Here is a 12,927-nt window from a genome sequence, read left to right as displayed (position 1 = left end):
GCTGTCACGGTCAGGCCTTCAGCGGGACCGCGCCCGGCCCACCAGCTCACGCAGCACGTCCTCCATCGTGACCATGCCGACCAGCCGGTCCCCCTCGTCGAGCACCGCCGCGAGATGGGTCCGGCTGCGCCGCAGCGCGGTCAGTACGTCGTCCAGCGGGGTCGCCGCGCGGACCCGGGCGATCGGCCGCAGAGCCGTCACCGGGAACGGCGCGTCCCGAGGCGTCGCGTCCAGGGCGTCCTTCACATGGAGATACCCCAGGATGCGGCCCTCGCTGTCCATCACCGGGAACCGCGAGAAGCCGGACACGTGCGAGAGCCGCTCCAGCTCCTCGGGCGTGGTGCCGACCCGGGCGTACAGCACCCGGTCCACCGGCATGACCACATCCCGTACGGGACGGCGGCCCAGCTCCAACGCGTGGTGCAGCCGCTCCGCCGACCGGTCGTCGACCAGCCCCGCGTCCCCGGCGTCCTGCACCATCCGGGCCAGCTGGTCGTCCGAGAACGTGGCGGAGACCTCGTCCTTCGTCTCGACCCGCAGGAGCTTGAGGAGCGCGTTGGCGAAGGCGTTGATCGCGAAGATCACCGGCCGCAGCGCACGCGCCATCGCGACCAGCGGCGGACCCAGGAGCAGCGCGCTGCGCGCCGGTTCGGCCAGCGCGATGTTCTTCGGCACCATCTCGCCCAGCAGCATGTGCAGATAGGTCGCCACGCTCAGCGCGATCACGAACGAGAGCGCGTGCACCAGCCCGTCCGGCACACCCACCGCGTCGAAGACCGGCTCCAGCAGATGGGCGATGGCGGGCTCCGCCACGATGCCCAGCACCAGGGTGCAGAGCGTGATGCCGAGCTGGGCGGCGGCCAGCAGCGCCGACACGTGCTCAAGGCCCCAGATGACGCTGCGGGCCCGCCGGTTGCCGGCCTCGGCCTCCGGCTCGATCTGGCTGCGGCGCACCGAGATCAGCGCGAACTCGGCGCCCACGAAGAAGGCGTTGGCCACCAGGGTCAGCAGGCCGATGAAGAGCTGAAGGACGATCATCGTGTCTCCTCCCGCCGCTGCTCCTCGGCACCGGGCGGCGGCGCGTGCAGCAGCGCCCGCGCGGCCCGGCGGCCCGTGGCGTCCACCACGTCGATCCGCCACCCCGCCAGCTCCACGCTGTCGTCCACCGTCGGGATCCGTCCCAGCTCCGCCGCTACCAGCCCGGCCAGCGTCTCGTACGGCCCGTCCGGCACGCGCAGCCCGATCCGGCTCAGCTGGTCGGTGCGGGCCGCGCCGTCGGCCGACCACAGGGTGCGGCCGTCGGCGTCCTCACCGGCGGCCGCCAGGTCGGATGTCTCGTGCGGGTCGTGCTCGTCGCGGACCTCGCCGACGACCTCCTCCACGATGTCCTCCAGCGTCACCACACCCGCCGTACCGCCGTACTCGTCGATGACCACCGCCATGGCGAGCTTGCCGGACAGCTGGTCCAGCAGCCGGTCGACGGTGAGCGTCTCCGGTACGAGGAGGGGTTCACGCAGCATCTCCGAGACGCGTTTACGGGGGCGCTCGTCGGCCGGGACCGCCAGCACGTCCTTGATGTGGGCCACGCCGACCACGGTGTCCAGGCTGCCCCGGTAGACGGGGAAGCGGGAGAGCCCGGTGGCCCGGGTCGCGTTGGCCACGTCCTCGGCCGTCGCCCGCACCTCCAGCGCGGTCACCTGGACCCGAGGGGTCATCACGTTCTCCGCGGTCAGCTCCGCCAGATTCAGGGTCCGTACGAAGAGCTCGGCGGTGTCCGCCTCCAGCGCCCCCTCCTTCGCCGAGTGCCGCGCCAGCGCGACCAGCTCCTGCGGGCTGCGGGCGGAGGCCAGCTCCTCGGTCGGCTCCAGGCCGAAGCGGCGCACGATCCGGTTGGCCGTGTTGTTGAGGTGGCTGATGAAGGGACGGAACACGGCCGTGAACATCCGCTGAGGCGTGGCGACCGCCTTGGCCACGGAGAGGGGCGAGGAGATCGCCCAGTTCTTCGGCACCAGCTCGCCGACCACCATCAGCACCACCGTGGACAGCGCCGTACCGATGACGAGCGCCAGCGTGGACGCCGCGGCGGGCGGCAGGCCGGCCGCCTCCACCGGGCTGCGGATGAGCTTGGCGATCGACGGCTCGGAGAGCATGCCGATCACCAGGTTGGTGACGGTGATCCCGAGCTGCGCGCCGGAGAGCTGGAACGTCAGGCTCCGTACGGCCTTCAGGGCGCTTCCGGCACCCCGGTCACCGCGCTCGGCGGCCCGTTCCAGCTCCCCGCGCTCCACCGTGGTCAGCGAGAACTCCGCCGCGACGAAGGCACCGCACGCGACACAGAGCAGCAGGGCGACGAACAGCAGAAGCACTTCGATCATCGGTTCACCTCCGTCCCATGATCAGGCAGGGTCGGTCGGACCGCGCGATGTCGGCGGATGCGGCTACCGGGAGGCTCGCCCACGGAAGGACGCTCACACCTTTCGGCAGCGGGTGACGGGAGGGGCAGGTCATCGTAGGCGTCTGCCCACCGGTGCCGAGTCCTACCCGGGTCGGTCCGCGAGTGGCTTGACCCAGCGGCTCCACTGCGGCTGATGCCCGTACCCCGCCGCGCGCCAGGCGTGGTGGGCCGGCTCGTTGCGGTCCAGCACCATGGCGTCGGCGCGCCGCCCGCCGAGCGCGGCGAACCGTTCCTCCGCCGCCGCGAGCAGCGCCCTGCCCACACCTGTGCGCCGCTGCTCCGGATGGACCGCGAGCCGGTAGAGATGGCAGCGCCAGCCGTCGAAGCCCGCGATCACGGTGCCCACCAGCGTTCCGCCCCGCTCCGCGAGGATCAGCGCGTCGGGGTCCCGTTCCACCAGGCGTGCGACCCCGTCCCCGTCGTCGCTGATGCTGGTGCCCTCCGCGGCCACCTTCCAGAACGCGAGGACCTGGTCCAGATCGGCCGGGGTCGCCGGCCGGAGCGAAAGATCGTCCATGGCGGCCATCCCACCATCCGCCGACCGGGGAGGTCGATCGCTTTACCGGGCCTCCCCTTGCCGCTGCTAGCACGCCCGCGCTAGCTTGGAAGGGTGCCCAAGACTCAGCTGAACGTTCGAGTGGACGAGGCCACCGCCGAGGCCGCGCGGCAGCGCGCGCTCCAGAGGGGGATGAGCGTGAACCGCTATATAGAGGAGCTCGTCCGACAGGACGCCGGCGAGGTGGGACAGACCTTCGTCGAGGCCGCCGCCGACTTCATGAAGCAGTACGAGTCGGTCTTCGCCGAGGAGTTCGGCCCGGAGCGCGACGGTCCTCGGCGCGAAGGCACCCGGCACGAGGGCACCCGGCACGAAGGCACCCGTTGAACCTGCGGATCGACCTCTCCTGGCTGCTCATGGTCGCCGAGCACAAGACGCCCGGTGACCCGCAGGTCGTCGACTGGGGCGCGCTCGTCGCCGCGGTCGCCCGCCACGAGGCGGAGATCTTCGGCAGCGCCGTCTACAGCGACCCGCACACGCGCGCTGCCGCCCTGTTGCAGCTGCTGCTGCACGTGCCGGCTCTCGAACACTCCAACGCGATGTTCGCCTCGGCCGTCGCGTACGGCTATCTCGTCGCCTCCGGCCTGAAGGTCATCACCTCACCCGAGCAGGTCCGCGATCTGGCCCTCCTGGTCAAGCAGGGCAAGGCGGACGTGCGGGCCATCGCGGACGAGCTGCGCCAGTGGAGCGTATGAGGCGCGGCGCGGTCACTCCACGGTGAACGGCTTACGGGCCACGCCCAGCACACACGGCGACGACGGGAACTGCACACCCTTCTCCGGGATCCGCAGCCTCCTGTACGTCCCCAGCTCGAAGCCCGCCGCCTCGATCGCGGCCAGCGGATCCCGGGCCGTGTGACAGCCGCCGAAGAGGAGCGGCCACACCGTCCGGTCCGCCGTGCGCTGTGCGGCCGCCAGAGCCCTGCCCGGTGCCAGCCCGTGTTCGAAGAACCGCAGTTCACCGCCCGGGCGCAGGACCCGCCTGATCTCGGCGAGCGCCTTCGGCAGATCCCGTACGGTGCACAGGACGAGTGAGGCCACCGCCGCGTCGAACGCCTCGCTCTTCACCGGCAGCGCCTCGGCCGCCCCCGGCACGACGTCCACCGGCACCTCGGCGCGCATGCCGGCGCGGGCGGCGAGCTGCCGCAGCGAGCGCTCCGGCTCCAGCGCCACCACCTCCGAGACGGCTCCCGGATAGTGCGCGAAGTTCAGCCCGTTCCCCGCACCGATCTCGATGACCCGGCCGGAGAGCCCCGCCAGCAGCTCCTGGCGGTACGCGGCGACGCCACCCTTAAGGTCGGCCGTCACGCTCATCTGGGCGTAGAAGCGGGCGAAGACCGGGTGGTGCACGGCGTCGCGCGGGAGCTTCCTGTTGCGCAGCTGCATGACGGACCTCCGTGAGCTGAGGGAGATGACGCGGCGGCTCTCCTCACCGATTCTCCCCCGTACCGGCGGATACAGGCAGTCCGTACGGTGCGGGCTCGGCGCGTACGACCCCCGTACGCGAACGGCCCGCCCCGTACGGCACGGGGGTGGACCCCCGCCTCAACCGACGTACGGCACCGAGATGGATCCCCGCCTCACACCGACGTACGGCACCGCGGTGGGCCCCCGCCTCACACCGACGGCACAGCCCATGTCCCGCCGAGCTCCGGGGCCAGCCAACCGCCCGCCCGCGCCGCGAAGTCGGCGCCCGACAGTCCTCCCACACCGGCCGGTACGGCTCCCAGCAGCGGGGCGCCCGCCGCCACCGGAAGGTCCTCGATGTTGCACCGGGCGGCCAGGTCCGGCCGCTCCGGCATGCTGCCGACCACCACGCCCCGGCACTCCAGCCCACGGGCCCGCAGCGCCTCCGCCGTCAGAGCCGTGGCGTTCAACGTGCCCAGCCCCGCGGGCGCCACCACCAGCACCGGAGCCGCCAGCAGCCGCGCCGCGTCCGCCAGCGTGGCGCCCTCGTCGTCGAACCGGACGAGCAGCCCGCCCGCGCCCTCCACCAGCACCAGGTCATGCTCGGTGGCCAGCTTCTCCGCCGCCTCGGCCACCTCGTGCGGCCGTACCGGGGCGAGACCCGCCCGCCGGGCCGCCGTCGCCGGGGCCAACGGCTCGGGGAACCGGGCCAGTTCGACCGGGGTCACATGGGCGCCGGCCAGCCGCGCCACCTCCGCCGCGTCTCCCGGCTCCCCGGGCGCGAGGCCGGTCTGCGCGGGCTTCAGCACCGCGACCCGGCGCCCCCGCGCGGCGGCAGCCACCGCGGCGGTCACCACGGTCTTGCCGATCTCCGTGCCCGTACCGGTCACCACCAGGATCGTCGCCATGCCGGTCCTCCCGTGCCGAGACGCCATCTCAGCCCTCCCGTGCCGCGGCGCACACGGCCCGGCAGATCCGTCGTACGTCGTCGTCCCCGGTGACGTACGGCGGCATCGTGTACACCAGGTCGCGGAACGGCCGCAGCCACACGCCCTCGCGCACGGCCGCCCGGGTCGCCGCCGCCATGTCCACCTCGTGGTCGAGCTGGACGACCCCGATCGCCCCCAGGACGCGTACGTCCACGACCCCGGGGATCTCCGACGCGGCCGCCAGACCGGAGCGCAGCCCCGCGCCGATCCGCGCCACCTCGCCCTCCCAGTCCTGCCCGAGCAGCAGGTCCACCGAGGCCGAGGCGATGGCGGCGGCCAGCGGGTTGCCCATGAACGTCGGGCCGTGCGCCAGCACCGGCACCTCGCCGCGCGAGATCCCCTCGGCCACCCGCGAGGTGCACAGCGTCGCCGCCATCGTGAGATAACCGCCGGTCAGCGCCTTGCCGACGCACATCACATCCGGCGAGACACCGGCATGCCCGGCGGCGAACAGCTTGCCCGTCCGCCCGAAACCCGTCGCGATCTCGTCGAAGACCAGCAGCACGTCCAGCTCGTCGCACGCCTCGCGCAGCACCCGCAGATAGGCGGGCGAGTGGAACCGCATCCCGCCGGCCCCTTGCACCACCGGTTCCACGATGACCGCCGCCACCTCGTCGGCGTGCGCGGCGATCAGCTCCCGCAGATGGGTCACGTAGGCGGGATCCGGCTCCGCGTCGAAACCGTCCGGCGGGGCGTCGGCGAAGACCTGGCGGGGCAGGGCCCCCGACCACAGCTCGTGCATCCCGCCGTCCGGGTCGCACACCGACATCGGCTGCCAGGTGTCGCCGTGGTAGCCGCCGCGCCAGGTCAGCAGCCGCCGCTTCTCCGGCCGCCCGGCCGAACGCCAGTACTGCAGGCACATCTTGACCGCGACCTCGACCGACACGGACCCCGAGTCGGCGAGGAACACGTGCTGGAGCGGCTCGGGCGTGATCTCCACCAGCCGGGTCGCCAGCCGGACGGCGGGCTCATGGGTGAGCCCGCCGAACATCACATGGCTCATCCGGTCCAGCTGGCCGCGCGCGGCCTCGTTGAGGACCGGGTGGTTGTAGCCGTGCACCGCCGACCACCAGGACGACATGCCGTCCACCAACTCGCGCTGCCCTTCCACGGGTTCGGCGAGCCGGAGACGTACGCCGGAGGCCGACTCCACGACCAGCGGCTCCTGTCGGCCCGGCATCGGACCGTACGGGTGCCAGACGTGCGCGCGGTCCAGCGCCCGCAGTTCGTCGGGAGCGTACGGCTTCGGCTCGGCGGGCCCGCCGAGTTCGGGAGCGTACGGCTTCGGCTCCGCAGGCCCGCCGAGTTCGGGGTCGTACGGCTCAGGCATTGGGCGCGAGGTCCGTCCCCGCACCGCGACGGCGGACCGCCACCAGATCCGTGCGCGCGGCGCCGGCCGTCTCCGTGGCCGGAGCCGGAACGCTCTCCTCACCACCCGCGTGACCACCGCACGGCCCGCAGCCGCCACCGGAACCTTCATGCGCACCACATCCGGCGGCACCGGACGTCTCATGCGAACCGCACCCACCGGCGAGCGCGTCGGCCCGGTGGCGAGGGAGCGTCGTCGTGCCCTGGCCCTCCACCTCGAAACCGGCGTCCGCGATCATGTCCAGGTCGGCCTGGCCCGCCTGGCCCTCGCTGGTCAGGTAGTCACCGAGGAAGATCGAGTTCACCAGGTGCAGCGCCAGCGGCTGCATCGAGCGCAGATGCACCTCGCGGCCGCCCGCGAGCCGGACCTCCACGTCGGGGCAGACGAAGCGGACCATGGCGAGGATCCGCAGGCAGCGCTGCGGGGTGAGGTTCCACTCCTTGGCCAGCGGCGTGCCCTCGAACGGGATCAGGAAGTTGACCGGCACCGAGTCCGGGTCCAGGTCGCGCAGCGCGAAGACGACGTCGACCAGGTCCTTGTCGCTCTCGCCCATCCCGGCGATCAGCCCGGAACACGCCGAAAGCCCGGCGGCCTGGGCCTGCTGCACGGTCTCCACACGGTCCGCGTAGGTGTGCGTCGTGGTGATCGCCCCGTACGTCTCCTCGGACGTGTTGAGGTTGTGGTTGTACGCGTCGGCGCCCGCCGAACGCAGCCGGTCGGCCTGTCCGTCGGAGAGCAGACCGAGACAGGCGCAGACCTCGACGCCCTCGTTCTGCTCCTTGATGGCCTCGATGGTCTTGGTGACCCGGTCCACGTCCCGGTCGGTCGGCCCGCGTCCGCTCGCGACGAGGCAGACCCGCTTGGCCCCGCCCGCCACTCCGGCGGCCGCCGCCTTGGACGCCTCGTCCGGCTTCAGCCAGGTGTACTTGAGGATCCCGGCCTTGGAGCCGAGCCGCTGCGAGCAGTACGAGCAGTCCTCGGGGCAGAGCCCGGACTTCAGGTTGACCAGGTAGTTGAGTTTGACGCGCCGCCCGAACCACTGGCGGCGTACCTTGCCGGCGGCGGCCACCACGTCGAGCAGGTCGTCGTCGGAGGTCGCCAGCACGGCGAGCGCTTCTTCGCGGGTCGGCAGTTCGCGCCGCAGCCCCTTGTCCACCAGCGTGTTCAGCAGGTCCATGAAAGATGATCCTGGCGTACGGCACCGCCTCCAGCCAAGGAGGAACCAGACAGGAGACGCGGGCGAGGGTGTGTGTATTGCCACACCCTGACCTGCTGCGCACCCCGCTAGGGTCTGTGAGCTGCCTACAAAAGGGACCGCCTCATGTCCTTCGCCCCGCCCTCCTCCCCGTTCGACTGGATCGACGACGAGGCCCGCCGCCGGGCCGCCGCCGGACTCGTCCGGGCCCTGCGCCCGAGGAGTGCGGAGGCCGAGCTCCTCGACCTGGCGAGCAACGACTACCTGGGCCTCACCCGCCACCCCGAGGTCACCGCCGCAGCGGCCGGTGCCGCCCACCGCTGGGGCGCGGGCGCGACAGGATCGCGGCTGGTCACCGGCACCACCACGCTCCACACCGAACTCGAACACGAACTCGCCGACTTCTGCGGCTTCGAGGCGGTCCTCGTCCTCTCCTCCGGCTACGCGGCCAACCTGGCGGCACTGGCGGCACTCAGCGGACGCGGTTCGCTCATCGTCTCCGACGCCGGCAACCACGCCTCCATCGTCGACGGCTGCCGGCTCTCCCGCGCCGAGACCGCCGTCACCCCGCACGCCGATCCGGACGCCGTCGCCAAGGCGCTGGCGGCCCACGACGGACGCGCGCTCGCCGTCACCGACTCGGTCTTCTCGGTCGACGGAGACGCGGCACCGCTCGCCGAGCTGGCCGAGGTCTGCCGCGCCGCGAACGCCGCCCTCGTCGTGGACGACGCCCACGGCCTCGGCGTCCTCGGCGACGGCGGACGCGGCGCGCTCGCGGCAGCCGGACTCGCGGGCGGCGGGGGAGTGGTCGCCACCCTCACCCTCTCCAAGTCCCTGGGCAGCCAGGGCGGCGCGGTCCTCGGACCGGCCCGGGTCATCGACCACCTGGTCAACACGGCCCGTACGTTCATCTTCGACACCGGCCTCGCCCCGGCGGCGGCGGGCGGCGCACTGGGCGCGCTCCGGCTGCTGCGCCGGGAGCCCGAACGCGCGGCCAGGGCCCGGGAGGTGGCCACCGCGCTGTACGGGCGGCTCACCGCCGCCGGGCTGACGGCGGTCCGCCCGGACGCGGCGGTCGTCTCCGTGCGGGCACCCTCCGCCGACGCGGCGGTGCGGTGGGCCGCCGACTGCCGTGCGGCCGGCGTGGCGGTCGGGTGCTTCCGGCCGCCGTCCGTGCCGGACGGCATCTCCCGGCTGCGCCTCACCGCGCGGGCCGACCTCACCGAGGAGCAGATCGGCACCGCGGTGGCCACGGTCGTCGCCACCGCTCCCCGGGAGGCCGGTGTTCCGCTCAGCTGAAGGGGAGCGGCTCCAGCCCGGCCACGAACGTGGTCCAGGCAGTGGTGGAGAAGCGGAGCGGCGGCCGCTCCACGTCCTTGGAGTCGCGTACGGCGAGGAGCGCGCCGCCGGGCTCGGGGCCGTACAGCCGCGCGGTCTCCACGCAGTTGTTCATCCCGGTGGAGCGGCTGCTGCGGCGCCACCTGAGCGGCTCCGTGCGGGGTACGAGACGGTCGGACATGGTGCCCCCCTCGGGCAGAGTCGGACGTCCTGTCGGGTCAGCGGGTCGGTGCGGTGCATCGGATCAGCGGTGCATCGGATCAGCGGTCCGTCGTGCTAGCGCAGGCCGCAGCGGATCGCGTCGATGAGGTCCAGCGACCCGTCCGGCGTCAGTGCGTGTGCCTGCAGGGTGCGGAAGGCCGAGCCGTACGCCTCAAGGTCTTCTCTCCGCTCCAGATAGAGGCTACTCGTCAAGTGGTCGAGAACGACCACATCCAGATCAGAAATGTTCGGAAAGGAGAAGATGACGAAAGGACTGGTGAGCCCGACGTACCCGCCGACCGAGAACGGCAGCAACTGCAGCTGTACGTGAGGGAGTTGAGCCACCTGGGTCAGATGGTCCAACTGGTCGCGCATCACCTCGAGCCCGCCCACCCTCCGGTGCAGCACCGCCTCGTCCAGTACGGCGGTGAACCGCAGCGGCGGCCTCGCGTACAGCACCCGCTGACGGGTCAGCCGCACCTCGACCAGCGAGTCGAGATGGTCCGCCGGCAACCCGTCGAGCGAGGCCCGGGTCACCGCCCGCGCGTAGCCGGCCGTCTGGAGGAGGCCCGGCACCACCGAGGTCTCCAGGGTCCGCACCGTATCGGCCTGGGACTCCAGGCTGATGAAGTCGCGGTACTGGGGCGGGATCAGCCCCCGGTAGGCGTGCCACCACCCCGCGCCTCCACCGCCCGCCGACCCCGCCAGCACTTCGAGCAGGGCGCGCAACTGCGCGTCCCGCACCGCGTAGAGGTCGAGCAGGCGCGTCACGTCCGCGGGCGTGACCCCGCTGGCGCCGGTCTCGATACGGCTCACCTTCGACTGGTGCCAGCCGAGCAGGTGCGCCGCGTCCCGGCTGGTGAGTCCGGAGCCGTGCCGCAGGTTCCGTAACTCCTCGCCGAGCTTCCGTCGTCGGACGACGGGGCCGTGCTGCATCCGGGTCTCCTCGCGCTGTGCGGAACGGAACGGGGCCAGGCCGTCACGCACCGCGTGATCCGGGCCCGCAGGGGGGGCCAGTGTGCCCGTCGTCCGGGTGGTGCGGGACCCGAATTCACCGCTTCGAGCGACAGATATATGCATATCTTGGTCGAACGTCGTTACAGCGAGCTTCAACAGTGGCAGTCTGGCGCGAAGCACAATCCCGGCCGACCGCGGGTCGGCCGGGGCGCGAAAGGGACGGCGTCGCCATGGCAGACCATCAGGAAGCAACCGTCACCCTGCCGAGCGATCCGGTCTCGGTCTCCTCGGCCCGTAGACATGTGGCCAGGACGTTGGCCGAATGGGGCCTCTCCGAGGAGACGGAGCTGGCCGACACCGTCCGGCTGATCATCTCCGAACTCGCGACCAACGCGGTCCAGCACACGTTCGGCCAGTCGCCCACCTTCACCGTCGATCTGCGTCTGGAACGCGACGAGGAGTTGCACCTCGGCGTGACGGACAGTCACCCTCGGTGGCCTCAGCGGCTGCCCGCCGCCGTACGGCAGGACAACGGGCGCGGCATGGTGATCATCCGGGCGCTGGCCAAGGAGTACGGGGGCCGGCTGACGGTCGTCCCGACGGCCGAGGGCGGCAAGACGGTCTGGATCACGCTGCCGTGGGCGGTGCCGGTCCAGGGCTGACGGCCGGGCGCGGGCGGGGCGGCGGAGCTCAGGCCGCCGCCCCGCCCGCCCGGCTCAGGCCACCGATCAGCTCGCCGCCGCCCGGCCGAACCCGCTCCGCAGCAGGGCCAGCAGTGTCGCCGCCGCCGCGGTGGCCCGGTCGCCGCGGTGGACCACGGAGATCGTCCGGCGGAAGTCCGGAGGCTCCAGCCGCCGGACCGCCAGCGGCGTGGCCGACAGCGACGCGACCATCTCCGGCACCACCGCCACCCCGAGCCCCGCGCTGACCAGCGCGCACACCAGCGCGTAGCCGGGCGACTCGCAGACCACCGCCGGTGCGGCGCCCGCCGCCGCCAGCGCGCTCTCCACCCCGCGCCGGGGCGGATGCGCCGGAGCGCTGCTGATCAGCGGCCGTCCCGCCAGCTCGGCGACCGGCAGCCGCCCGGTGCCCTCGGCGAGCCGGTGCCCGACCGCGGTCGCCAGCACCAGCTCCTCGACCAGCAGTGGCTCGACGGTGACCCCGGCCGGCGGCGGGTCGGCCACCGCCGGCTCGTACGCATGGGTCAGCGCCAGGTCCACCTCGCCCGCGGCGACCGCCGCGATGCCGCCCGGCGGCTCGTACTCGGCCACGGCCAGCTCCACATCCGGATGGGCCCGCCGGAACGCGCTCAGGACCGGCGGCAGCAGATGCACCCCGGCCGTCGTGAACGTCCCGACCCGCAGCCTGCCGCCCGACAGCCCGGCCAGCTGCGCCAGCTCGTGCCGTGCCCGGTCCAGTTCGTCCAGCACCCGCCGCGCCCGGCCCGCCAGCAGCTCACCGGCGGCCGTCAGCCGCGCGCCGCGATGGTGGCGCACCAGCAGCGCCGCGCCGGCCTCCCGCTCCAGTTTGGCCAGCTGCTGGGAGAGCGCGGGCGCGGTGTAGCCCAGGTGGGCGGCGGCCCGGGTGATCGATCCGGTCTCGGCGACCGCCACCAGCGCGGTGAGCCGCGTCGGGTCGTACATGAAGCGTTCCTTTAGGCAGACCCAGAAGATTGCAAGTACACGCTAAAGGCTCCGCCGGTCCAGGCTGGATCCATGGACGCACAACTGATCGCCTTCACCGGGGTCGCCGCCGGAATGGTCGCGCTGCCCGGAGCCGACTTCACCGTCGTCGTACGCAACGCCCTGGCCACGCGCACCACCGGTCTGGCCACCGCCCTCGGTGTCGCCGGAGGGCTGCTCGTCCACACCGCGCTCGCCGTGGCGGGGCTCGCGGCGGTGCTGGTGACGATGCCCGTCCTCTTCCGCACGGTCCAGTTGCTGGGCGGCGCGTACGTGCTCTACCTCGGGATCAGCGCCTTGTACGCGATCCGGCGCCGGGTCGCCGAGGAGCGCCGTGCACCGGACCAGGTGCCGCCTCAGGGGCCCGAGGCGTCCGGCGGCGTACCGGAACAGCCGGTACGTGAGGGGTTCGGGCGTGCGCTGCGGCAGGGGTTCCTGACCAACGCGCTCAACCCCAAGGCGCCGGTCCTCTTCCTCAGCCTGCTGCCGCAGTTCGTCCCGGACGGGCAGCCGCCGCTGCCCAGGACCCTGCTGCTCGCCGCCCTCGTCGTCGCTCTCGCCCTCGTCTGGTTCTCGGCGCTCGCCCTGCTGGTGGACCGGCTGGGACGGTGGCTGCGCCGGCCGCGTACCGCCCGGGCGATCGAGGGCGGCAGCGGCGTGGCGCTCACCGGACTGGGCCTGGCGCTGGTGGCCGGGCCCCTTCTGCGCTGAGGAGGGGAGGGGTCGGGGCCCTTGCGGGCGGCACGGAGAGGTGCGCCGGTGCCGCCCGCAAGGGAAGA

15 protein-coding genes are annotated in these 12,927 nt (G+C 72.9%); 5 read left to right on the top strand and 10 right to left on the bottom strand.

Annotated elements, in window-relative coordinates; genetic code table 11:
- Positions 1-18: 18 nt before the first annotated feature.
- From ACQP09_RS02875 to ACQP09_RS02865, 3 genes are all read right to left on the bottom strand, one after another.
- Positions 19-1,038 carry a hemolysin family protein gene (locus ACQP09_RS02875; RefSeq protein WP_433395721.1) on the bottom strand — a complete coding sequence of 340 codons (1,020 nt, stop codon included), beginning with the start codon at positions 1,036-1,038 and terminating at the stop codon, positions 19-21.
- The gene (locus ACQP09_RS02870) at positions 1,035-2,375 is read right to left on the bottom strand and encodes a hemolysin family protein (protein WP_433395719.1); all 1,341 of its coding nucleotides are present in this window, start codon (positions 2,373-2,375) and stop codon (positions 1,035-1,037) included. The genes ACQP09_RS02875 and ACQP09_RS02870 overlap by 4 nt, the downstream gene beginning before the upstream one ends.
- 162 nt (positions 2,376-2,537) lie before the next feature.
- Positions 2,538-2,981, bottom strand: a complete 444-nt coding sequence (locus ACQP09_RS02865) for a GNAT family N-acetyltransferase (protein ID WP_433395718.1) — start codon at positions 2,979-2,981, stop codon at positions 2,538-2,540.
- Positions 2,982-3,065: 84 nt separating this feature from the next.
- On the opposite strand from ACQP09_RS02865, the gene ACQP09_RS02860 reads away from it, so the two are divergent.
- Positions 3,066-3,338, top strand: a complete 273-nt coding sequence (locus ACQP09_RS02860; RefSeq protein ID WP_433395716.1) for an antitoxin — start codon at positions 3,066-3,068, stop codon at positions 3,336-3,338.
- A complete protein-coding gene (locus ACQP09_RS02855) occupies positions 3,335-3,706 on the top strand; it encodes a fic family toxin-antitoxin system, toxin component (protein ID WP_084744725.1) in 372 nt (123 codons plus the stop codon). The genes ACQP09_RS02860 and ACQP09_RS02855 overlap by 4 nt, the downstream gene beginning before the upstream one ends.
- Positions 3,707-3,718: 12 nt before the next feature.
- Here ACQP09_RS02855 and ACQP09_RS02850 read toward each other — a convergent pair whose 3' ends face one another.
- The 4 genes from ACQP09_RS02850 to bioB form a co-directional block, all read right to left on the bottom strand.
- Positions 3,719-4,396 carry a class I SAM-dependent methyltransferase gene (locus ACQP09_RS02850; RefSeq protein WP_433395714.1) on the bottom strand — a complete coding sequence of 226 codons (678 nt, stop codon included), beginning with the start codon at positions 4,394-4,396 and terminating at the stop codon, positions 3,719-3,721.
- A gap of 230 nt (positions 4,397-4,626) precedes the next feature.
- Positions 4,627-5,325 (bottom strand): dethiobiotin synthase, encoded by a 699-nt coding sequence (gene bioD, locus ACQP09_RS02845; protein WP_433395712.1) that lies wholly within the window; start codon positions 5,323-5,325, stop codon positions 4,627-4,629.
- 28 nt (positions 5,326-5,353) lie between these two features.
- Complete coding sequence (locus ACQP09_RS02840) at positions 5,354-6,736, bottom strand: adenosylmethionine--8-amino-7-oxononanoate transaminase (RefSeq protein ID WP_433395711.1); 1,383 nt, start codon at positions 6,734-6,736, stop codon at positions 5,354-5,356.
- Complete coding sequence (gene bioB / locus ACQP09_RS02835; protein WP_433395709.1) at positions 6,729-7,952, bottom strand: biotin synthase BioB; 1,224 nt, start codon at positions 7,950-7,952, stop codon at positions 6,729-6,731. Before bioB ends, ACQP09_RS02840 begins: the two co-directional genes overlap by 8 nt.
- 144 nt (positions 7,953-8,096) lie before the next feature.
- On the opposite strand from bioB, the gene ACQP09_RS02830 reads away from it, so the two are divergent.
- Positions 8,097-9,269, top strand: a complete 1,173-nt coding sequence (locus ACQP09_RS02830) for an 8-amino-7-oxononanoate synthase (protein WP_433395708.1) — start codon at positions 8,097-8,099, stop codon at positions 9,267-9,269.
- On the opposite strand, the gene ACQP09_RS02825 is transcribed toward ACQP09_RS02830, so the two are convergent.
- Positions 9,262-9,489 (bottom strand): DUF397 domain-containing protein, encoded by a 228-nt coding sequence (locus tag ACQP09_RS02825; protein ID WP_433395707.1) that lies wholly within the window; start codon positions 9,487-9,489, stop codon positions 9,262-9,264. The genes ACQP09_RS02830 and ACQP09_RS02825 overlap by 8 nt on opposite strands.
- A 95-nt stretch (positions 9,490-9,584) precedes the next feature.
- Positions 9,585-10,445, bottom strand: coding sequence for a helix-turn-helix domain-containing protein (locus ACQP09_RS02820; RefSeq protein ID WP_433395705.1), 861 nt, complete (start codon positions 10,443-10,445; stop codon positions 9,585-9,587).
- A gap of 251 nt (positions 10,446-10,696) precedes the next feature.
- On the opposite strand from ACQP09_RS02820, the gene ACQP09_RS02815 reads away from it, so the two are divergent.
- On the top strand, positions 10,697-11,128 hold the full coding sequence (locus ACQP09_RS02815; RefSeq protein ID WP_433395703.1) for an ATP-binding protein: 432 nt from the start codon (positions 10,697-10,699) through the stop codon (positions 11,126-11,128).
- 66 nt (positions 11,129-11,194) lie between these two features.
- Here the strand turns inward: ACQP09_RS02815 and ACQP09_RS02810 are convergent, their stop codons facing one another.
- Entirely contained in the window at positions 11,195-12,109 is a 915-nt protein-coding gene (locus tag ACQP09_RS02810; RefSeq protein WP_433395702.1) for a LysR family transcriptional regulator, read from the bottom strand.
- 72 nt (positions 12,110-12,181) lie between these two features.
- Between ACQP09_RS02810 and ACQP09_RS02805 the strand changes: the two genes are divergently transcribed.
- A complete protein-coding gene (locus ACQP09_RS02805) occupies positions 12,182-12,859 on the top strand; it encodes a LysE family translocator (protein WP_433395700.1) in 678 nt (225 codons plus the stop codon).
- The last annotated feature ends 68 nt before the right edge of the window (positions 12,860-12,927 follow it).

The organism is Streptomyces sp. CA-146814, assembly GCF_050942385.1.
GTDB lineage: Bacteria > Actinomycetota > Actinomycetes > Streptomycetales > Streptomycetaceae > Streptomyces.
Note: the sequence above shows the minus strand (reverse complement) of the source record. Positions and strands in the feature narration are given on the sequence as shown.

Coding starts and splice junctions, on each gene's coding strand:
- ACQP09_RS02875 (WP_433395721.1), bottom strand. CDS start 1,038: ATGATCGTCCTTCAGCTCTTCATCGGCCTGCTGACCCTGGTGGCCAAC.
- ACQP09_RS02870 (WP_433395719.1), bottom strand. CDS start 2,375: ATGATCGAAGTGCTTCTGCTGTTCGTCGCCCTGCTGCTCTGTGTCGCG.
- ACQP09_RS02865 (WP_433395718.1), bottom strand. CDS start 2,981: ATGGCCGCCATGGACGATCTTTCGCTCCGGCCGGCGACCCCGGCCGAT.
- ACQP09_RS02850 (WP_433395714.1), bottom strand. CDS start 4,396: ATGCAGCTGCGCAACAGGAAGCTCCCGCGCGACGCCGTGCACCACCCG.
- bioD (WP_433395712.1), bottom strand. CDS start 5,325: ATGGCGACGATCCTGGTGGTGACCGGTACGGGCACGGAGATCGGCAAG.
- ACQP09_RS02840 (WP_433395711.1), bottom strand. CDS start 6,736: ATGCCTGAGCCGTACGACCCCGAACTCGGCGGGCCTGCGGAGCCGAAG.
- bioB (WP_433395709.1), bottom strand. CDS start 7,952: ATGGACCTGCTGAACACGCTGGTGGACAAGGGGCTGCGGCGCGAACTG.
- ACQP09_RS02830 (WP_433395708.1), top strand. CDS start 8,097: ATGTCCTTCGCCCCGCCCTCCTCCCCGTTCGACTGGATCGACGACGAG.
- ACQP09_RS02825 (WP_433395707.1), bottom strand. CDS start 9,489: ATGTCCGACCGTCTCGTACCCCGCACGGAGCCGCTCAGGTGGCGCCGC.
- ACQP09_RS02820 (WP_433395705.1), bottom strand. CDS start 10,445: ATGCAGCACGGCCCCGTCGTCCGACGACGGAAGCTCGGCGAGGAGTTA.
- ACQP09_RS02815 (WP_433395703.1), top strand. CDS start 10,697: ATGGCAGACCATCAGGAAGCAACCGTCACCCTGCCGAGCGATCCGGTC.
- ACQP09_RS02810 (WP_433395702.1), bottom strand. CDS start 12,109: ATGTACGACCCGACGCGGCTCACCGCGCTGGTGGCGGTCGCCGAGACC.
- ACQP09_RS02805 (WP_433395700.1), top strand. CDS start 12,182: ATGGACGCACAACTGATCGCCTTCACCGGGGTCGCCGCCGGAATGGTC.